Here is an 18,674-nt window from a genome sequence, read left to right as displayed (position 1 = left end):
TGCGTCCGCCCGGGCCTGGCCGGCGGCGGATCAGGCGCAGGGGCTCCCGTCGAGTGCGAAGGCGGTGGGGGAGGGGTTGGTGCCGGTGTGGGTGCCCTGGACTCCGAAGGCGGCGGTCCCGCCCGGGGCGATCGTCCGGTTCCAGTCGGCGTCGCGGGCGCTGAGGGTGGTGCCGTCCTGGGTGACGGTCGCGTTCCAGGCGCTCGTGACGCGCTGGCCGGCCGGGTAGGCCCAGGTCAGCTGCCAGCCGTCCACGGCCGTCGGGCCCGTGTTCCGGACGGTGACGGTGGCGGTGAAGCCGGTGCTCCAGACGCTCTGCACCGCGTACGTCACCGCGCAGGCCGCGGTGGGCGGTTCGCCGGTGGACGTCCGCTCGGCGGCGTAGGCGGCGAGCCACGCCAGCGGGGCGTTCCAGTTCACCGCCACCTCGTTGGTGGAGTACGAGCCGATGTCGTCGACGTAGCAGGCGGCGGGAGCGCAGCCGGTCAGCTTCTCCTGTGCCACCGGGTCCTGGAGCCCGCTGTTGGGACCGCCCGCGAGCGACCCCGCCGGAGGATGGGGCAGCGAGGCGTCCAACTGGTGTGCCCAGAAGCGGTGGTGCTGGTTCTGCGAGGGCGTCTCGCCGTAGCCGGATACGTAGGACCGGCCCAGGGCGTTACGGCCGAGGAGGTAGTCCATCGTCTCCAGGGCTCCGGCGCGATAGCGCCCGTCGCCGGTCAGTTCTCCGGCTACGGCCATGACGATCGCGTCGCCCGCGACCTCGCCGTTCGAGCCCCAGAAGTACCCGTCCGCCGGGACGGGCACCGCGTAGCCCTGAGCGCCCATCCGGGCCAGGTAGACGTCGGCGGCCGAGCTCACCGAGGCGCGGACGCGGGTCAGGTCGGCGGTCGGCAGCCCGTTGGGCACCGTGGCGAGGGTGAGCCTGCCCAGCGCGGCCGTGTCCGCCCAGCCGAAACCGTACGGGGTGAAGGCATCGGCGGCGGTGTGCCAGGACGAGGAGGTGACCGCGTCCCGGTAGACGCTCTCACCGGTCGACGCGTACAGCTCGGCCGCCGCCCAGTAGAACTCGTCGGTGACCCGCGCGTCCTCGTAGGCCCCGCCGCCCGTGCTGTCCGTGGCCGGCGCGTACAGGGCCGGGTTGGCCAGCGCCGCCGCCCAGGCCCGGCGGGCGGCGGACAGACAGCGGTCGGCGTACGCCGGGTCGTACGGTCGGAAGACCCGGGCGCACTGCGCGGCAGCCGCCGCGAGATTGAGCGTCGCCGCCGTGGACGGGCGGTGCAGCTCGCGGGGCTGGGCGTCCTGGTCGGGGCGCATCGGCATGCCCGTCCAGGCCGCGTCATGGACCTTGTGGAACGCCATGCCCGCGTACGGCCTGCCCTCGGGCACCTGCATCCGCATCAGGAAGTCGAGCTCCCAGCGCGCCTCGTCGAGGACGTCCGGCGTGCCGTTGCCGCGCTCGGGCACGCGCAGCGTCGAGTCGCCGAGCGCCGCCTCCTTCCCCGCCCGCTCGGCCCGCTCGAAGAAGTTGACGAGCAGCCAGGTCGAGATGCCGCCGTTCACCACGTACTTGCCGTGGTCGCCCGCGTCGTACCAGCCGCCCCTGACGTCCCGCGTGTAGTCGCACACGGTGGCCTGGCAGGGGACGGAGACGTCGCCCTGGTTGGGCGCGACGCCGAGGTGCCCGGCCGGGCGGGCGTAGGCGGAGCCCACGAGGGAGGCGTCGATGGCGATGCCGCTGCGCTGGTGGTGGAAGAACGCCATGGCGTCGGAGCGCAGCGTGTCGTAGAGGTCCGCGCGGATGTCGAAGGGCACGCTGCCGCTGCCGTCGACCGCCAGGACGTAGCCCGAGCCCGTGCTCCGGAAGGAGGAGAAGTCGGCCACCTGGACCGACTGCCCGGAGGGGGCGTCCGCGCCGTGGGGGACGGTCGTTCCGGAGGCGACCACGGTTCCGGACGCGTCGCGCAGTCGCCAGGTGAGCGACTGCGTCGCCGTGGTGACGACGGTGGCGCGCTTGGGGCCGTCCGGCAGGTAGCCGACCTGGTTGACGCGTACGGCCGTGGCCGCCGCGGCGGCGGGGACGTCCGCTGCGGCCGGAGCGGTCAGGAGGCCGCCGAGGAGGAGGGTGCCCGCGAGCAGGGCGACGGAGAGGCGTGGGGGCCGGAGTAACGGCGGGGCGGTGCGAGGCATGAGCGGCTCCTGTGTGTCGTGGTGGGGGATCAGCAGGTGGAGTCGGTCGGGGTGAGCGGGCCCGTCCGCCAAGGCGGCCGGAGGCGGTCGCCTCCGGCTCCGGGGCCCCTGCCTCGGCGGACGTACTGAAGGCGGCACGGATGGATGGTCGGGGGACGTATGGGAGCGCTCCCAAGCGGCGGAAGCCCGAACAGGGGTCGATGAGCCGGAGATTCGGAGCGCACAGTAGTGACGCTCGCCCGTCACCGTCAACGGGCCCGACAGCAACGGCCGGAAGTGGCGGGACGGTCAATTCACGGGGCGCGACGTCTCAGGGGGTAGCGTTCGGCGTGATGGTGCGGGGGCCCGACCGCCGCTACGGAAGGACCCGATCCTGAACCCCCAGCTCGCGGAGGCGCTGTCCGCGGCCCTGCTCGTCCTCGTGCTCGCCTGCGCGGTCGTCCGCCCCTTCGGGTGGCCTGAGGCGGTCGTGGCCGTCCCGGCCGCGGCACTGGTGATCGCCACCGGGGCCCTCTCCGTCGACGACGCGCTGGCCGAGGCGGAACGACTCGGGCCGGTGATCGGCTTCCTGGCGGCCGTGCTGGTGCTGGCTCAGCTCTGCGACGACGAGGGGCTCTTCCAGGCGTGCGGGGCGTGGATGGCGCGTACGGCGGCGGGACGGCCACGCCGTCTGCTCGCCCAGGTGTTCCTGACCGCGTCGGTGATCACGGCCGTGCTCAGCCTGGACGCCACCGTCGTGCTGCTCACCCCGGTGGTGTTCGCCACCGCGGCCCGCATCGGAGCCCGCCCCAAACCGCACGTGTACGCCTGCACCCACCTGTCGAACACGGCCTCCCTGCTGCTGCCGGTCTCCAACCTCACCAACCTGCTGGCGTTCACGGCCAGCGGGTTGAGCTTCACCCGGTTCGCCGGGCTGATGGCCCTGCCGTGGGCGGTGGCGATCGGCGTCGAGTACCTGGTCTTCCGGCGTTTCTTCGCCACCGACCTGGACGCCGGAGCACAGGCCCCCTCGGAGGCCGAGCCGCCGCGGCTGCCACTGTTCGCCCTGGTGACCGTGGGCTGCACGCTGGCCGGATTCGTGCTGACCTCGGCGATCGGCATCGACCCGGCGTGGGCCGCCCTGGCAGGGGCACTGGCCCTCGCCGTGCGGGCCCTGATCCGGCGCCGCACCTCTCCCCGGGCGCTGGTCCGCGCTGCTTCCGTGCCCTTCCTCGCCTTCGTGCCGGCCCTCGGGATCGTGGTCCTGGCGGTGGTGAACAACGGTCTCGACGACGCGTTGAGGCACCTGATCCCCGAGGGCACGGGACTGCCGGCACTGTTCGCCCTCGCCGGACTGGCCGCCGTCCTGGCGAACGTCATCAACAACCTGCCCGCGGTCCTCGTGCTGCTGCCGCTGACCGCGCCGGCGGGGCCCGGGGCCGTTCTCGCCGTCCTGCTCGGCGTCAACATCGGCCCCAACCTCACGTACGCCGGCTCGCTGGCCACTCTGCTGTGGCGGCGCATCGTCCACGCCCACGACGGTGAGGTGGAGCTCAAGGAGTTCACCCGGCTCGGCGCGTACGCGGTACCCGCGAGCCTGGCCGCCGCCGTCCCGGCACTCTGGCTCTCGCTGACCGTCATCGGAGGAGGCTGAACCCATGGCCGTGGTCGTCTGGATCGTCGAGGGCACCTGGCGCGCCTGTGTGGACGCCGCCCGCACGCACAGCCCGGCGGACGCCGACATCACCCTCCTGCACGTCACCCCCGCCGACGTCCCGGGCGCGGCACACGGTGCCTTCGCCGGACTGCTCGGCCGCGGTCACCCCTTGGGGCACCGCCCCGCCGAGGGCTGGGGGCGGGACCCGGGCACGCGCCTGGAACACCTCGCCGCCGCCTCCGCGCGGCAGCTGCTCCAGGACGCCGCCGACCGCCTGGGACGCCCCTGTACCCGTACCGAGCGCACAGGACGCGTCGAGCGTGAGGTCGTCGCCGAGGCCGAGGGCCGCGACCTGCTGATCCTGGCCCGGGACGGCGACCGCACCCATCTCGGGCCGCACAGCCTCGGCCCCGCCGCCCGGTTCGTCGTCGACCACGCGCCCTGCCCGGTGCTGCTCGTCTGGCCCGAGCCGCCGCCGGGGCTCCCCACCCTGCCACCCCCGCCGCCTCGCACTACCTGACGCCGGAGACGACGGGCCCCCGACGGGTCGCGGTCGCGCCGGCCGGGCCGGCCGGGAGCGTCAGCGGTCGGCGGGCGCCGGATGACGGGCGGAGCTCAGCGGCGGACATCGGGCCACAGGAGTCCGAGGTCAGTAGCCGTAGATCATCTTGTAGGCGGCCTCGGGGAGGAACTGCCCGGCCGAGGAGCCGGCCCCGACGCCGCAGTTGCCGTCGGACTCGCCCGGGGCCTTGATCCACAGCAGCATCTCGGCGCCGCCGCCCAGCTGGGTGGGGGTGCCGATGCGGCGGCCGGCCGCGTTGCACCACTCGCCGTTGGAGCCGTTGCCGTTGCGGCTGGTGTCGACGACGAACGGCTTGGTGTAGCCGTAGCGGGCGGCCAGTTCACTGTTGACGGCGTTGCCGTAGGCGGTGTTCTGGGCGGTGGTGTAGTAGTTCGAGATGTTGAGCGAGAAGCCGTGGGCCTGCCGGAGGCCGGCTCCGTGGAGGCGCTGGGCCATGGTCGCCGGGCTCACCCAGCCGGGGTTGCCCGCGTCGAGATAGACCCAGGTGCTGGGGGCCTGGCGGTCGAACTCGGCGAGCGCACCGGTGATCATGCTCTCGCGCTCGCTGATCTGAGTCTGGTTCATACAGCCGTAGTCCGCGAGGGAGTCCGGTTCGAGGACGACGACGGCCGGGCGGTTGGCGATGCCGCCGGCGAACTGTGCGACCCAGGTCGCGTAGGCGGACGGCGAGGAGGCTCCGCCCGCGGAGTGCCCACCGCAGTAGTCGCGGTTGTAGATGTTGTACGCGACGAGGACGGGCAGCTTGTCCCCGGAGTCCGCCGCCCCCACGTACGCGCCCGTGGCCGTCCCGATGGCGCCGCTCCAGGAGCCGAACCAGCGGGCCATGGGGGTGTTGGCGAGGGACGCGTTGATCGCGGGCGTCCGGCCGTCACCGGGGTGGGCGGCGACCCACTGTTTCGCGCTGGAGTTCGGATCCACGTAGAACCCACTGGTCAGGGTGGTCGGGTCGGCCGCGTGTGCGGACGGCGCGACGGCGAGCGCCAGCGGCAGCGCGAAGAAGGCTGCTGCGAGGGCGCGGATTCTGCGGCGCATGACAGTACCTCGTTTCCTGGCCTGTGGAGAGCGTGGAAGCGCTCCCATTGGAAGCGGTCCCAGCACGCTCTCCGCGTGCCTCTGGTGGTGGCCGGTATCGTGTGACGCGCTCATCGGCCTGTCAAGTGCCCTCGTTTAACCGGCACTTCACGCGGCGGCGGGAAGGGTTTACAGTCCTGGAACTGGAAGCGCTCCCAGTTTTCCGCGCGTTCACGCCGCGGCAGGAAGGCAGACCATGGCGGAAGGTGTGACGCGGGGGCAGCCGACGCTCGACGAGGTGGCCGAGCTGGCCGGCGTGTCGAGGTCGGTGGCCTCGCGTGTGCTCAACAACGCCCCGCACGTCAGCCGCGCCAAACGCGAGGCGGTCGAACGGGCCGTCCATCGGCTCGGTTACGTGCCGAATCCGACCGCCCGCGCGCTGGCGACCCGTCAGACGGGGGCGGCCGCCCTGGTCGTCTCGGGAGAGGATCCGTCGATCTTCGCGGATCCGTTCTTCGCGCAGGTGATCGTGGGTGCCTCGGCCGCTCTGGAAGACGCCGATCTGCACCTGATGCTGTGCCTGGCCGCCTCCGACCGGGGCCGGAAGCGGGTGGAGCGGCTTCTCCGGTCCCACGGCGCCGACGGTGTGATGCTGATGGCGCTGCGCGAGGACGATCCGCTGGCCCACATGGCCGAGGAGGCGCAGATGCCCGTCGTGTTCGGCGGGCGCCCCGTCGGTGTGGACCCCCGGTGGTACGTGGACGTCGACAACGCCGGCGGAGCGCGCGCGGCGACCGAGTACCTGATCTCGGCCGGCCGGACCCGGGTGGCCACGATCTGCGGGCGGCTGGACACCGAGGCCGGGCGGGCCCGGTACCGCGGCTACCGGGACGCCATGCTGGCGGCGGGCCTCGATCCGTATCCGCCGGAAGCCGGAGACTTCACCGAGTCCAGCGGAGCCGCCGCCATGGCCGCGCTCCTGGCGCACCATCCCGGCCTGGAAGGGGTGTTCGCCGCCAGCGACAACATGGGGGCCGGGGCGCTGCGCGTGCTGCGCGAGGCCGGTCGGCTGGTCCCCGACGACGTCGCCGTGATCGGCTTCGACGACCTGGCCGTGGCCCGGATCGCCGATCCGCCGCTGACCACGGTGCACCAGCCCATCGAGGGTCTCGGCCGCGAGATGGCGCGCATGCTCGTCGCGCTCATCGACGGGCAGGACCCCACCCCACTGATCCTGCCCACACGCCTGGTCACCCGCGCCAGCGCCTGACGGGACCTCCCCGCGGTCACCCCCGCGAGCAGGGCCCGGGCAGGATCTCGAAGTCGGCGTGCAGCCGCCGGTGGTGGTCCACCTGCCGCACGGGGCCGGTCAGGGTCACCCGGGCGGTCAGTCGCGGTTCCGTGCTGGAGGAGCCGAGTCTCAGCTCCAGCTCTCCGGGCTCCACGACGCGCTTCCCGCTCCTGCCGGTGAACGACGCGAGGTCCGCGGGCACGACCGAGCGGATCCGCCTCCTCTCCCCAGGAGCCAGGTCGACCCGTGCGTACCCGACGAGTCTCTGCACGGGCCGGACCACGGAGGCCACCGGGTCGTGCAGATACAGCTGTACGAGTTCGGTGCCGGCGCGGTCGCCGGTGTTCGCCACGGTGAGGGCGAGCCGCACCTCGCCGTCCGTGGGGACCTCGGTGCTCTCGACGACCAGGTCGTTCCATGCGAAGACGGTGTAGGTCAGGCCGTGTCCGAAGCCGAACGCGGGTGTCGGGTCGATGCTGGAGACCTCGCTGGTGTGGCCCAGGCGGGACGCCAGGTAGGTGGACGGCTGGGCCCCGGGGTGACGGGGCACGCTGACGGGGAGCCGGCCGCTCGGGTTGGTCCGTCCGCTGAGGACGGAGGCGATGGCCGCGGTCCCGGCCTCGCCGGGGAAGAAGGACTGCAGGACGGCGGCGGACTCCTCGGCCGCCCGGCCGAGCGCGTAGGGCCGGCCCGCCAGCAGGGCCGTCACCACCGGAGTACCGGTGTCGAGGAGTGCGTCGAGGAGCCGCTGCTGCGCTCCGGGGAGGACCAGGGACTCGGCGTCGCAGCCCTCTCCGCTGGTGCCCCGTCCGAAGAGCCCCGCGCGGTCACCGAGGGCCGCCACGACGACGTCGGCGCGGCCGCCGAGTTCGAGGGCCTCGGCGAAGCCGTCGGTCCCGGCGTCGTCGACGCCGGTGCCGCGCGCCACGAGGACCTCGGCGTTGGGGAACTCGGCCACGAGGGCCTCGCGCAGGGTGGGCAGATCGATGCCGAGGGGTGTGTCCGGGTGCTGCCCGCCGACGTGGACGGGGAAGGAGTAGCAGCCGAGGACGGCCGTGGCGACCTCGGAGTTGGGTCCGATCAGGGCGATCCGGCGGGGAGCTCGCGGGTCGAGCGGCAGGATGCCGTCGTTGCGGAGCAGGATGACGGACTGATCGGCGACGCGGCGGGCCAGCTCCCGGTTGGCAGCCGGGTCCAGGTCGACCGTGCCCCGGAGGGCGTCGGGGGCGGCCGCGGTGTCGGCACCGCGCAGTGCCGGCGGGACGGGGCTCCAGTCGGGGTCGAGCAGCCCGAGCAGGGTCTTCTGCAGGAGGACCCGCCGGACCGCGCGGTCCACGAGTTCCTCGGACACGTGTCCCTGCCGGACCGCGTCCAGGAGCGGGGCGCCGAAGGTCTTCACGGTCGGCAGTTCCACGTCGACGCCCGCGGCGAGGGCCGCCCCGGCCGCCTCGCCGAACGTGCCGGCGACGCCGTGCAGGGTCTTCAGGAACGCGATCCCGAAGTAGTCGGCCACGACGGTGCCGGTGAAGCCCCAGGTGTCCCGCAGGAGTCCGGTGAGCAGTCGGTCGTCGGCGGCCGAGGGAATGCCGTCGGTGTCGGTGTAGGCGTGCATCACCGACCGGACGCCGCTCTCCCGGACGGCCATCTCGAAGGGGGGCAGGATCACATCGGCCAGCTCCCTGGCACCCATGGAGACCGGGGCGAGGTTGCGGCCCGCGCGAGAGGCCGCGTACCCGGCGAAGTGCTTGAGGGTGGCGACGATGCCGGCGGACTCCAGGCCCTGCACGTAGGCCGTGGCGATCGTCCCGACGAGGTACGGGTCCTCGCCGATGGTCTCCTCGACGCGCCCCCAGCGGGCGTCGCGGACCACGTCGAGGACGGGGGCGAGCCCCTGGTGCACGCCGACCGCGCGCATGTCGCGGCCGATGGCCGCGGCCATCTCCCGGATCAGGGCGGGGTCGAAGGTGGCGCCCCACGAGAGGGGGACGGGATAGGCGGTGGCGCCCCAGGCCGCGAAACCCGCGAGGCACTCCTCGTGGGCGACGGCGGGGATGCCGAAGCGGTTCGCGGCCGTGATCCGCTGCTGCGTCCGCATCAGGGAGAGGGCGCCGAGCGCGGGGTCGACCGGCACGGTTCCGAAGGGCCGGGTGAGCTGGCCGAGACCGTCGGGCAGCAGGTCGTTGAGGTCGGCCGGCTCCTCCATGTCGTGCTGGTGCGGCGCGACCTCGGCGCCCTCGTCGGAGGCCCCGACCCACACGCCGAAGAGCTGGGCGACCTTCTCCTTCAGGGTCATCTCGTGGATCAGCGCGTCGACACGGGCTTCCGCGCCGAGCGTGGGGTCGTGCCAGGCGCGGTGCGGGGCTTGGGGCTGTGTGGCCACGTTGTCGGTCACTTTCCTCCGACTCCCATCAGGCCCTGGACCAGGGCGCGACGGGCGAACAGATAGACGAGCAGGATGGGGAGCATGGAGAGGACGACGGCCGCGAGGAGGCCGGGGATGTCGACGCCGTGCTCCGTCTGGAAGTCGTACAGGCCCATGGTGATGACCTTGTTCTCCGAGGACTGGGTGAGCACGAGCGGGAACAGGAAGCCGTTCCAGGCCTGGAGCGAGGAGAAGACGACGATCGTGGACAGACCGCTCTTCGACAGGGGCAGCACCAGCTGGAGGAAGATCCTCCCGGGGGAGGCCCCGTCGACGGTCATGGCCTCGTACAGCTCGGGCGTGATGTCCCGCATGACGCCGGTGAGGATCAGGGCGCAGACGGGCATGGCGAAGGCGGCGGTCGGCAGGATGACGCCGAGGAGGTTGTCGTAGAGGCCGGCCTCGTTGATCAGGTAGAACATCGGGACGATCACGGCCTGGGACGGGATGGCCAGCCCGAGCAGGAAGAGACGGAAGACCCGCCCGGTGGCCCTGCCGTCGCTTCTCACGATGGCGTACGCCAGGGGCGGTACGAGGAGCAGGACGATGCCGACCACGCAGGCCGTGACGATCACCGTGTTGAGGAGGTACTGCGCGAAGCCGTCGCTGAGGTCGTCGGCGTAGTTGTCGAGGGTGAAGTGCTCGGGGAGGGCGAGCGGGCCGTTCGCCGCGTAGTCCGACCGGGACTGGAAGGTGGCGACGAGCATGGCGTACAGCGGCAGGCCGACCACGAACAGCCAGATCAGCGAGCCGAAACCGGCCAGGAGGTTGGGACGGTCCCTCATCACACGCCCTCCATGGTGCTGCGCATCCTGTCGTAGCCGGTCAGGCGCACCATGACCAGGGAGACGAGGGTGGCGACGAGGACGAGGAGCAGTGCGATGGCGGAGGCCCCTCCGAAGTCGAAGCTCTTGAAGGCCTTCTGGTACATGTAGTAGGCGCTGTTCGTGGTGTCGGTGCCCGGCCCGCCCTGGGTGAGGATCAGCACGGTGTCGAAGGTCGTGAGTCCCCCGACCACCATCAGGATCATCGAGGTCACGACGGTGTTCCGCAGCTGCGGCAGGGTGATGTGGAAGAACTGACGGACCGTTCCGGCTCCGTCGATCTGGGCCGCCTGGTAGAGGACGCGGGGGACGGCCCGTGCGGCGCCCTGGTAGATCAGGGTGTGCAGGGGGGTGAACTGCCAGGTGCTGACGAAGACGAGGACGCCGATGGCGCCGGTCCGCGTGCCGAAGAGGTTGCCGTCGCCGAAGAGCCACTCGGCTTGTGAGGGGACGCCGAAGTTGGGGTCGAGCACGGCGCGCCACAGGACCGAGACGGCGGTGATGGACAGCAGGAGCGGGACGAAGTAGACGGCGGAGAGGACCGCCCGGTTGCGCTGGTGGCCGGCCGCCCAGACGCCGAGCAGGATGCTGATCGGCGTCTGGACGACGACGCCGAGGACGGTGAGGAGGAGGGTCAGCCAGAGGCTCTTCACCATGACGGGGTCGTCGAGCAGTCGGCTCCAGTTGTCCAAGCCGGCGAACTCCGGGGAGCCGAGGCCGTTCCAGTGGGTGAAGGAGAGCACGACGACCAGGAGGAGGGGCACGAGGGCGAACAGGCCGAAGAAGACGGCGGCGGGCGCCGCCCAGGCGAAGCCCGGGCGGCCCGCACCGGTCGTGGGGCGGCTGGACCGTGCGCGCCGGCCGGGCTGCTCGGCGCTGTCCACGGCTGGGGCTGTGGCAGTGGTCATGTCAGGCGTTCCGGAGGTCAGGCCGCGGGCAGGCTCTGCAGGGCGGCGATGAAGGCGTCAGGACCCGTCTGTCCGTTGAAGAACTGCTGGACAGCCTGGTAGATGGTGGTCGTGGCCGCCGGGGGATAGGCCTGGTCCCAGGAGAGCTGGAAGGCGGGGGCCTTCTTCACCAGGTCGTACTGGTACGTCGAGTAGGCGGGGCTCGCGGAACCGTCCAGGAACTTCGGGGTGTTGGTCGTGGTGGGCAGGTTGCCGATGGCGAGCTGGCTCTTGACGAAGTCGTCCGAGTACATGAGCTTCAGGAACTCGGCCACGGCCTCGGGGTGCTCGGTTTTCCTCAGGACCGAGTAGAAGTTGTTGGTGTTGCCCGCCAGGTCGTCCGGGTCGCCCTTGCCGCCCTCGACGGTCGGGAAGGCGCCGTAGCCGAGATCCTTCCTGACGAAGTCCGGGTAGGCGTCCTGGAGGGTGGAGTACTCCCAGGAGCCCATGAGCTCGAAGGCGGCCTTGCCGGTGGCCAGTAGGGCGGGGGAGCCGCCGTCGGTGAACTTGACCGAGTCGTAGTTGGTCCCGAAGGCGCCGGCCTCGATCAGCTCCTTGAGCATGCCGAGGGCCTTCCTGCTGTCGGCGCTCGCCCAGACGCTCTTGTCCCCGTTCACCGCCTTCTTGAAGTGGTCGGGGCCGGCCACCCGGTCGTAGACGTACTGGAACCACATCTGGGTGGGCCACTTGTCGCCGCCGCCGAGGGCGATGGGAGTGATGCCCTTGGCCTTGAGGGCCTTGACAGCGGCCAGGAGTTCGTCCCAGGTACGCGGTGCGGCGACACCGGTCTCCGCCAGGACCTTCTTGTTGCTGAACAGCAGGACGGGCTGGGTGCCGCGCATGGGTATGCCGTAGGGCTTGCCGTCGACGACGGCGGTGTCGAAGACCGACGGCAGGAACGCGGACCGCAGGCCCGGGTCCTTGCTGATGAAGTCGTCGAGCGGCATCAGGAGGCCCGCGTCGACGTAGGGCTTGATGCTGCCGCCGCCCCAGTTGAAGAACACGTCCGGTGCCTGCTTGCCGCTGATGATCGTCTGCAGCTTCGACTGGTAGTCGGCACCGGGGACGGTGTCGAGGACCGCCTTGACCTTCGAGGTCTTGTTGAAGGTGTCGACGAGCTGCTTCTCCACCTTGTTGCCGGCATCGCCGTACACCAGGATGTGGATCTTGTCCGAGCCACCTCCGGCGGAATCCCCCGAGCCGCCGCAGGCCGCCAGGGCCAGGGCCATGGCCAGCGACACCCCACCGACGACAGCGGTTCTCAGGAGCCGTACGTGCCGATTCATCGCCTCACCCCTTCGAAAGAGTTTCGATCCAATCGTCGAAACTTCACGTTGCGGGACGCTAGGTGGGCGTGGCGAACGGGGTCAACCCTCCGGCAGTGCGTTATCAAAGCGTGACGGCGTCGACACGGAGAGCGGTGCTTTATGCTGCTCGGATGCGAGAGGGCGAGGAGAACAGGCGGATCACGCTGGCGGAGGTGGCGGAGCAGGCCGGAGTATCGCTTTCGACAGTTTCGAAAGTTCTCAACGGCCGACAGGACGTGGCACCGGGCACCCGGGACAAGGTGGAAGGGCTCCTCGAAGCGCACGCGTACCGGCGGACCACCCGGGTGGGCCGGGAGGCGCCTCTCATCGAACTCGTCTTCCACGAGCTCGACAGCGTGTGGTCGATGGAGCTCATCCGGGGAGTGGAGAACCTCGCCAAGGCCCATCGGGCGAGCGTGGTCCTGACCGAGAGCGGAACCCGCCACGCCCCGGCCCCGGACTGGATCGAAGGAGTGCTCCAGCGCCGGCCGATCGGCGTGGTCCTGGTCTTCTCCTCCCTCCCCGACGCCGTCAAGCGGCAGCTCGGCGCACGGTCGATCCCCTTCGTGATCGTCGACCCGGCGGGTGACCCCGAACCCGATGTGCCGTCCGTCGGGTCGGCGAACTGGTCCGGCGGCGTCGCCGCGACCCGGCACCTGATCGACCTCGGGCACCGCCGCATCGGGATCATCACCGGCCCCGAGGACATGCTGTGCTCCCTGGCCCGGCTCGACGGCTACCGATCCGCCCTCAACATGGCCGGACTCGCCCACGACGCGTCCCTCGTCCGGTTCGGCGACTTCCACGTCGAGGGCGGATACGCGGGGGCCATGGAGCTGTTGCGGATGCCCGACCGGCCCACGGCCGTCTTCGCCGGCAGCGACCTGCAGGCGCTCGGGGTCATGGAGGCGGCCCGGGTGTGCGGGCTGCGCGTGCCCGAGGACCTGTCCGTCGTCGGGTACGACGACGTGATGATCGCGCGATGGTCGAGCCCGCCGCTCACCACGGTCCACCAGCCGCTGCGCGAGATGGGCGAGGAAGCGGTGCAGATGCTGCTCCGCCTGCGGGTCGGTGAGCCGTCGGTGACGCGCATGGAGCTCGCGACCAGCCTCGTCGTCAGGAAGAGCACCGCCCCACCGCCGGAGCGGGCGTAGACGGTATCGCCCCCGCCCGCTCGCGGCGCGCGGTGAGCGATGTCCGCAGGCGGTAGGGGTCGTCCCCTCGCCCGTCGTGCGGCCTTCGCTGAGTGTTAACGCTCACAAGTCTCGGGTCAATCTCCCCGTCAAGTCCCTGTATCGGAGGCGGCGGCAGCGGCGGGACGCCTCGATCGGGGCCGTAGTCGTCCCGTCCCGCTCACGGGGGCAAGGGGGTCCTCGGTGACTGCGGGCTCCGCCTGGGTCCTGGGCCTTTCCGCCCTCCGCTGCCGGCTCGCCCCCTGCGTCAAGAACGGGTAACGGCCGTACAGGCCCTTGAGTTACAGCTCTGTTAGCGCTCACAATGTGTCGCATTCGCCAGCGTGCCGGTCGTCGGGGCCGACGCTTCGCCCTGCCCCGCCCGGTTCAACCACCCATGCGCAGCCACGCCTTCACGGGCCCGTCGCCTTCAGGGCTCCGCCTGGTACTACGCACGTCCCGAGAGGAACCAGAACATGGCACACAGAGCCCTCCGCGTCATCGCCGCCGCCGCCCTGGCCGCCAGTGTGTTGACCGCATGCACCACCGAGCCCGCGGCCACCGGCGGCACCGGCGGCGCCGGCAAGGGCTCCTCCGACGGCAAGCTGGTGCTCGGGTTCGCCCAGGTAGGAGCCGAGAGCGGCTGGCGCACCGCCAACACCAAGTCCGTCCGCGAGGCGGCCGAGAAGGCCGGTGTCACGCTGAAGTTCTCCGACGCGCAGCAGAAGCAGGAGAACCAGATCAAGGCGATCCGCACCTTCATCCAGCAGAAGGTGGACGTCATCGCCTTCTCGCCGGTGGTGGAGTCCGGCTGGGACACCGTCCTGAAGGAGGCCAAGAACGCCGGCATCCCGGTGATCCTCACCGACCGCGCGGTCGACTCCCAGGACACCTCCCTCTACCGCACGTTCCTCGGCTCCGACTTCGTCAAGGAGGGACAGGAGGCCGGCAAGTGGCTCGTCAAGGAGTACGAGGGCACCTCCGCGCCGGTCAACCTCGTCGAACTCCAGGGCACCACCGGCTCCGCACCCGCCAACGACCGCAAGGCGGGCTTCGCCGACGCCATCAAGGGCGACCCCAAGTTCAAGGTCGTCGCCTCCCAGACCGGTGACTTCACCCGCGCCAAGGGCAAGGAGGTCATGCAGGCCTTCCTCAAGTCCCACCAGGACATCGACGTCCTGTACGCCCACAACGACGACATGGCCCTGGGCGCCATCCAGGCCATCGAGGAGGCGGGCAAGAAGCCCGGCGTCGACATCAAGGTGATCTCCGTCGACGGCATCAAGGACGCCTTCGTCGCCATGCGGGAGAAGAAGATCAACGTGGTGGTCGAGTGCAACCCGCTCCTCGGCGACCAGCTCATGGACCTCGCCAAGAAGGTCGCGGCGGGGCAGACCGTCCCGCGGCGGGTCGAGGTCAAGGAGGGCGTCTTCACCCAGGACCAGGCCGCCGCCGCCCTGCCCGGCCGCCAGTACTGACCTTCCGCCCGCACCAGACCGGGGGCGGCCCTCGTGCCGCCCCCGATCCCTCAGGAGAGGAGGGCGGATGGCAGCCCCACCCACCCCCCGCACACCCACCCGCACCGACCGGCCGGTCCTGGAGGCCCGCGGCATCCGCAGGACCTTCCCCGGCGTCCTCGCCCTCGACGGCGTGGACCTGCGCCTCTTCCCGGGCGAGGTCCATGCGCTGATGGGCGAGAACGGGGCCGGCAAGTCGACCCTCATCAAGGTGCTCACCGGGGTCCACCCGCCCGACGCGGGAACCGTGTCCGTCGACGGCAGCCCCCAGAGGTTCGCCGCACCACTGGAGGCACAGCGCGCCGGAATCAGCACGGTCTACCAGGAGGTGAACCTGTGCCCCAACCTCTCGGTCGCCGAGAACATCCTCATCGGCCGTGAACCCCGGCGCCTGGGACTCGTCCACTGGTCGGCCCTCCACCGACGCGCGGCACAGCTCATCACGGAGCTCGAACTCGACCTCGACGTCCGCCTGCCGCTGAGCGCGCACTCCCTCGCCGTCCAGCAACTCGTCGCGATCGTACGCGCCGTGGACATCCAGGCGAAGGTGCTCGTCCTCGACGAGCCCACCTCCAGCCTCGACCGGGACGAAGTCGCCCAACTGTTCACCCTGGTGCGCCGGCTCCGTGACCGGGGCGTCGCGATCCTCTTCGTCACCCACTTCCTCGACCAGGTCTTCGACCTGTGCGACCGGGTGACCGTCCTGCGCAACGGCCGCCTCGAAGGCGAGTACCGGATCGACGAGCTGACACCCGTCACCCTCGTACACCGCATGGTCGGCAGCGAACTGCGCACCCTGGACGAACTGGCCGAGACGTCCCACACCGGCACCGTCGCCGCCCCCGACTCCGTGGACGCCCCGTTCCTGAGCGCCCGCGGACTCACCCGGGCCGGTTCCATCCAGCCGTACGACCTGGACATCCACCGCGGCGAGGTCATCGGTCTGGCCGGCCTCCTCGGATCCGGACGCACCGAGGCGGCCCGGCTGCTCTTCGGCGCCGACCACGCCGACGGCGGCGAGCTCTGGATCGACGGCGAACGCGCCGTCCTGCGCTCGCCGCGCGCCGCGATCGCCCACAAGATCGCCTTCTGCTCGGAGAACCGCAAGGCGGAGGGTCTGATCGGCGAACTCACGGTCCGCGAGAACATCGTGCTCGCCCTCCAAGCCGCACGCGGCTGGACCAAACCCCTCTCCCGCACCCGGCAGGACGAGATCGCCGCCCGGTGGACCGAGGCCCTCGACATCCGCCCGGCCGACCCCGAGGCCCAGGTCCGCAACCTCAGCGGGGGCAACCAGCAGAAGGTCCTGCTCGCCCGATGGCTGCTCACCGACCCCGAGCTGCTGATCCTGGACGAACCCACCCGGGGCATCGACATCGGCGCCAAGACGGAGATCCAGAAACTGGTCACCCGCCTGGCCGCGGAGGGCACCGCCGTCCTCTACGTCTCCGCCGAACTCGAGGAAGTGCTGCGGCTGAGCCACCGGGTCGGCGTACTGCGCGACCACCGGCTCGTCGCCACCCTCCCCAACGACACGACCCTGACGCCCGACCGGATCCTGGGCGCCATCGCCACCGGAGCCACCTCATGACACCACCTGACGACACCGGCGCCGGGGCGCGTCCGGCCCGGGCACCCGGCGCCCGGCGGCTCACCGAGCAGCGCCTGTTCTGGCCCGCCGCCGTCCTGGCCGCCCTGTTGCTGGGGAACGTCGCGCTCACCCACGACTTCTTCGCAGTCCGCGTCCAGAACGGACACCTGTACGGCAGCCTGATCGACATCCTCCAGTTCGGCGCCCCCCTGATCCTGGTGTCGCTCGGCATGACCCTGGTCATCGCCACCCGCGGCATCGACCTCTCGGTCGGCTCGACGGTCGCGATCGCCGGCGCCCTCGCGTGCGAGCACATCGCCACCGCGAAGGACCCCGGAAGTCTGCCCACCGTCCTGTCGGCGATCGCGCTCGCGGCCGGCGTGGCCGCCGCGATCGGACTGCTGAACGGCTTCCTCGTCGCCCGGCTGGGCGTCCAGCCCATCGTCGCCACGCTGGTCCTCATGGTCGCGGGGCGGGGCGTGGCCCAGCTGATCACCGACGGCCAGATCATCAGCGTGTCCAGCGACGCCTACAAGATGATCGGCGGCGGCTACTGGCTCACCCTCCCCTTCGCCGTCCTGCTCGCGACGGCCCTCGTCGCCGTCACCTCCCTCGTCACCCGGCGGACCGCGCTCGGCATGCTCATCGAATCGGTGGGCGGCAACCCGGTCGCGAGCCGGCTCGTCGGCATCAGGGCGACCGGACTCCTGGTCATGGTCTACGTCGTCAGCGCCGTGTGCGCCGCGGTGGCCGGCCTGATGATCAGCTCCAACGTGTCCAGCGCCGACGGCAACAACGCGGGCCTGTGGATCGAGCTCGACGCGATCCTCGCCGTGGTCATCGGCGGCACCGCCCTCACGGGCGGCCGCTTCTCCCTCGGTGGAACGGTCCTCGGCGCACTGGTCATCCAGACCCTCTCGACCACGATCTACACCCTCGGCGTCCCGCCGGAGACCACCCTCGTCTTCAAGGCCCTGGTCGTCATCGTCGTGTGTCTCGTCCAGTCGCCCGCGTTCCGCGCGCGACTCCCACGCCGTCACGGACCGGCCGCCCCGGACCCGGCCCCCGCGGCCGGCGACGGGGCAGCCCGCCGGCAGGAGGTCCACCCGTGAGCACCACTTTCAGCTCCCTCACCAAGCCGCTCCACCGGCTCCCGGCACGCCATGCCACCCGCCTGCCGCTCATGGTGACGGCCGTTCTGCTGATCGCGATGTTCTCGATCGGCTCCCTCCGCTACGAAGGCTTCTTCTCCGCGCAGGTCCTGCTCAACGTCCTGATCGACAACGGCTTCCTGCTCGTCGTGGCGATCGGCATGACGTTCGTGATCCTCACCGGCGGAATCGACCTGTCCGTCGGCTCCATGGTGGCCCTGTCGACCATGCTGACGGCCTGGCTCGTCGAACGGAACGGCCTGCCGCTCGCCCTGGCGGTGCCGCTGGTGCTGCTGGTGGGGGCCGCAGGGGGCGCCCTGATGGGCTGGGTGATCCACGCCTTCGAGATCCAGCCCTTCATCGTCACCCTCGCGGGCATGTTCCTCGCCCGCGGCCTCTGCTACATGATCAGCACCGAGTCCCTCTCCGTCACCGACCCGACGACCACGCGGATCGCCCAGACGCGGGTGCTCCTGCCCGGAGGCCTGTTCGTCTCACCCGCCGTCGTCATCGCCCTGACCGTGCTGGCGCTCGCCTTCGTCGTCCTCCACCACACGCGCTTCGGCCGCACCGTCTACGCCCTGGGCGGCAACGAGTCCTCGGCCCGCCTCATGGGCCTGCCGGTGGGGCGCACCAAGGTCGCGGTGTACGCGGTGAGCGGTCTGTGCTCCGCCCTCGGCGGTCTGCTGCTGACCTTCTACATGCTGTCCGGCTACGCCCTGCACGCCGTCGGCATGGAACTCGACGCCATCGCGGCCGCCGTCATCGGAGGGACGCTGCTCACCGGGGGCTCCGGCCTCGTCCTGGGAACCGCGCTGGGCGTGATGGTCCTCGGCCTGATCCAGACCGTCATCAACTTCCAGGGCACGCTCAGCTCGTGGTGGACGCGCATCGTCATCGGCGGTCTGCTGTTCGTCTTCATCCTTCTCCAACGCCTCTTCGGCGGGTCCCGCCCGGCGGAATAGACCTTTCCGGGCAGGCCCGGATCCTGAGCAGACCACTGACCACTGACCACTGACCACTGACCACCGCCAC

14 protein-coding genes are annotated in these 18,674 nt (G+C 71.3%); 8 read left to right on the top strand and 6 right to left on the bottom strand.

The window, feature by feature from the left end; genetic code table 11:
* Positions 1 to 30 precede the first annotated feature (30 nt).
* On the bottom strand, positions 31 to 2,187 hold the full coding sequence (locus ACZ3ZE_RS08270) for a glycoside hydrolase family 9 protein (RefSeq protein ID WP_467258005.1): 2,157 nt from the start codon (positions 2,185 to 2,187) through the stop codon (positions 31 to 33).
* Positions 2,188 to 2,560: 373 nt separating this feature from the next.
* Here ACZ3ZE_RS08270 and ACZ3ZE_RS08265 point away from each other — a divergent pair, with 373 nt between their 5' ends.
* Together ACZ3ZE_RS08265 and ACZ3ZE_RS08260 are read left to right on the top strand one after the other, a co-directional pair.
* On the top strand, positions 2,561 to 3,820 hold the full coding sequence (locus ACZ3ZE_RS08265; RefSeq protein WP_467258549.1) for an SLC13 family permease: 1,260 nt from the start codon (positions 2,561 to 2,563) through the stop codon (positions 3,818 to 3,820).
* A 4-nt stretch (positions 3,821 to 3,824) separates the two neighbouring features.
* Positions 3,825 to 4,343, top strand: coding sequence for a universal stress protein (locus tag ACZ3ZE_RS08260; protein WP_363292061.1), 519 nt, complete (start codon positions 3,825 to 3,827; stop codon positions 4,341 to 4,343).
* A 129-nt stretch (positions 4,344 to 4,472) separates the two neighbouring features.
* On the opposite strand, the gene ACZ3ZE_RS08255 is transcribed toward ACZ3ZE_RS08260, so the two are convergent.
* A complete protein-coding gene (locus tag ACZ3ZE_RS08255) occupies positions 4,473 to 5,438 on the bottom strand; it encodes a glycoside hydrolase family 6 protein (protein WP_442304799.1) in 966 nt (321 codons plus the stop codon).
* A 235-nt stretch (positions 5,439 to 5,673) separates the two neighbouring features.
* Between ACZ3ZE_RS08255 and ACZ3ZE_RS08250 the strand changes: the two genes are divergently transcribed.
* On the top strand, positions 5,674 to 6,687 hold the full coding sequence (locus ACZ3ZE_RS08250; RefSeq protein WP_363292062.1) for a LacI family DNA-binding transcriptional regulator: 1,014 nt from the start codon (positions 5,674 to 5,676) through the stop codon (positions 6,685 to 6,687).
* 16 nt (positions 6,688 to 6,703) lie between these two features.
* On the opposite strand, the gene ACZ3ZE_RS08245 is transcribed toward ACZ3ZE_RS08250, so the two are convergent.
* Genes ACZ3ZE_RS08245 through ACZ3ZE_RS08230 form a run of 4 tightly spaced genes read right to left on the bottom strand, consistent with a single transcriptional unit; the run spans position 6,704 to position 12,187 of the window.
* Positions 6,704 to 9,100: a beta-xylosidase/alpha-l-arabinosidase gene (locus ACZ3ZE_RS08245; RefSeq protein ID WP_467258002.1), complete on the bottom strand. Its 2,397-nt coding sequence runs from the start codon at positions 9,098 to 9,100 to the stop codon at positions 6,704 to 6,706.
* On the bottom strand, positions 9,097 to 9,915 hold the full coding sequence (locus ACZ3ZE_RS08240; protein WP_361173314.1) for a carbohydrate ABC transporter permease: 819 nt from the start codon (positions 9,913 to 9,915) through the stop codon (positions 9,097 to 9,099). The genes ACZ3ZE_RS08245 and ACZ3ZE_RS08240 overlap by 4 nt, the downstream gene beginning before the upstream one ends.
* On the bottom strand, positions 9,915 to 10,862 hold the full coding sequence (locus ACZ3ZE_RS08235; RefSeq protein ID WP_363292063.1) for a carbohydrate ABC transporter permease: 948 nt from the start codon (positions 10,860 to 10,862) through the stop codon (positions 9,915 to 9,917). Before ACZ3ZE_RS08235 ends, ACZ3ZE_RS08240 begins: the two co-directional genes overlap by 1 nt.
* Positions 10,863 to 10,879: 17 nt before the next feature.
* Positions 10,880 to 12,187 carry an extracellular solute-binding protein gene (locus tag ACZ3ZE_RS08230; RefSeq protein WP_467257999.1) on the bottom strand — a complete coding sequence of 436 codons (1,308 nt, stop codon included), beginning with the start codon at positions 12,185 to 12,187 and terminating at the stop codon, positions 10,880 to 10,882.
* Between the two features lie 152 nt (positions 12,188 to 12,339).
* Here ACZ3ZE_RS08230 and ACZ3ZE_RS08225 point away from each other — a divergent pair, with 152 nt between their 5' ends.
* The 5 genes from ACZ3ZE_RS08225 (at position 12,340) to yjfF (ending at position 18,604) form a co-directional block, all read left to right on the top strand.
* Entirely contained in the window at positions 12,340 to 13,362 is a 1,023-nt protein-coding gene (locus ACZ3ZE_RS08225; protein ID WP_361173323.1) for a LacI family DNA-binding transcriptional regulator, read from the top strand.
* 494 nt (positions 13,363 to 13,856) lie between these two features.
* On the top strand, positions 13,857 to 14,858 hold the full coding sequence (locus ACZ3ZE_RS08220) for an ABC transporter substrate-binding protein (RefSeq protein ID WP_467257997.1): 1,002 nt from the start codon (positions 13,857 to 13,859) through the stop codon (positions 14,856 to 14,858).
* A gap of 67 nt (positions 14,859 to 14,925) precedes the next feature.
* Positions 14,926 to 16,488 (top strand): sugar ABC transporter ATP-binding protein, encoded by a 1,563-nt coding sequence (locus ACZ3ZE_RS08215; protein ID WP_442304797.1) that lies wholly within the window; start codon positions 14,926 to 14,928, stop codon positions 16,486 to 16,488.
* Positions 16,485 to 17,600, top strand: a complete 1,116-nt coding sequence (locus tag ACZ3ZE_RS08210; protein WP_467257994.1) for an ABC transporter permease — start codon at positions 16,485 to 16,487, stop codon at positions 17,598 to 17,600. Before ACZ3ZE_RS08215 ends, ACZ3ZE_RS08210 begins: the two co-directional genes overlap by 4 nt.
* The gene (yjfF, locus tag ACZ3ZE_RS08205) at positions 17,597 to 18,604 is read left to right on the top strand and encodes a galactofuranose ABC transporter, permease protein YjfF (protein ID WP_361173335.1); all 1,008 of its coding nucleotides are present in this window, start codon (positions 17,597 to 17,599) and stop codon (positions 18,602 to 18,604) included. Before ACZ3ZE_RS08210 ends, yjfF begins: the two co-directional genes overlap by 4 nt.
* Positions 18,605 to 18,674: the final 70 nt, after the last annotated feature.

Source organism: Streptomyces sp. NPDC023157, from assembly GCF_055560575.1.
Note: the sequence above shows the minus strand (reverse complement) of the source record. Positions and strands in the feature narration are given on the sequence as shown.

Excerpts from the sequence above, each read along its gene's own strand:
- ACZ3ZE_RS08270 (WP_467258005.1), bottom strand. The coding sequence starts at position 2,187 with ATGCCTCGCACCGCCCCGCCGTTACTCCGGCCCCCACGCCTCTCCGTC.
- ACZ3ZE_RS08260 (WP_363292061.1), top strand. The coding sequence starts at position 3,825 with ATGGCCGTGGTCGTCTGGATCGTCGAGGGCACCTGGCGCGCCTGTGTG.
- ACZ3ZE_RS08255 (WP_442304799.1), bottom strand. The coding sequence starts at position 5,438 with ATGCGCCGCAGAATCCGCGCCCTCGCAGCAGCCTTCTTCGCGCTGCCG.
- ACZ3ZE_RS08250 (WP_363292062.1), top strand. The coding sequence starts at position 5,674 with ATGGCGGAAGGTGTGACGCGGGGGCAGCCGACGCTCGACGAGGTGGCC.
- ACZ3ZE_RS08240 (WP_361173314.1), bottom strand. The coding sequence starts at position 9,915 with ATGAGGGACCGTCCCAACCTCCTGGCCGGTTTCGGCTCGCTGATCTGG.
- ACZ3ZE_RS08235 (WP_363292063.1), bottom strand. The coding sequence starts at position 10,862 with ATGACCACTGCCACAGCCCCAGCCGTGGACAGCGCCGAGCAGCCCGGC.
- ACZ3ZE_RS08230 (WP_467257999.1), bottom strand. The coding sequence starts at position 12,187 with ATGAATCGGCACGTACGGCTCCTGAGAACCGCTGTCGTCGGTGGGGTG.
- ACZ3ZE_RS08225 (WP_361173323.1), top strand. The coding sequence starts at position 12,340 with ATGCGAGAGGGCGAGGAGAACAGGCGGATCACGCTGGCGGAGGTGGCG.
- ACZ3ZE_RS08220 (WP_467257997.1), top strand. The coding sequence starts at position 13,857 with ATGGCACACAGAGCCCTCCGCGTCATCGCCGCCGCCGCCCTGGCCGCC.
- ACZ3ZE_RS08215 (WP_442304797.1), top strand. The coding sequence starts at position 14,926 with ATGGCAGCCCCACCCACCCCCCGCACACCCACCCGCACCGACCGGCCG.
- ACZ3ZE_RS08210 (WP_467257994.1), top strand. The coding sequence starts at position 16,485 with ATGACACCACCTGACGACACCGGCGCCGGGGCGCGTCCGGCCCGGGCA.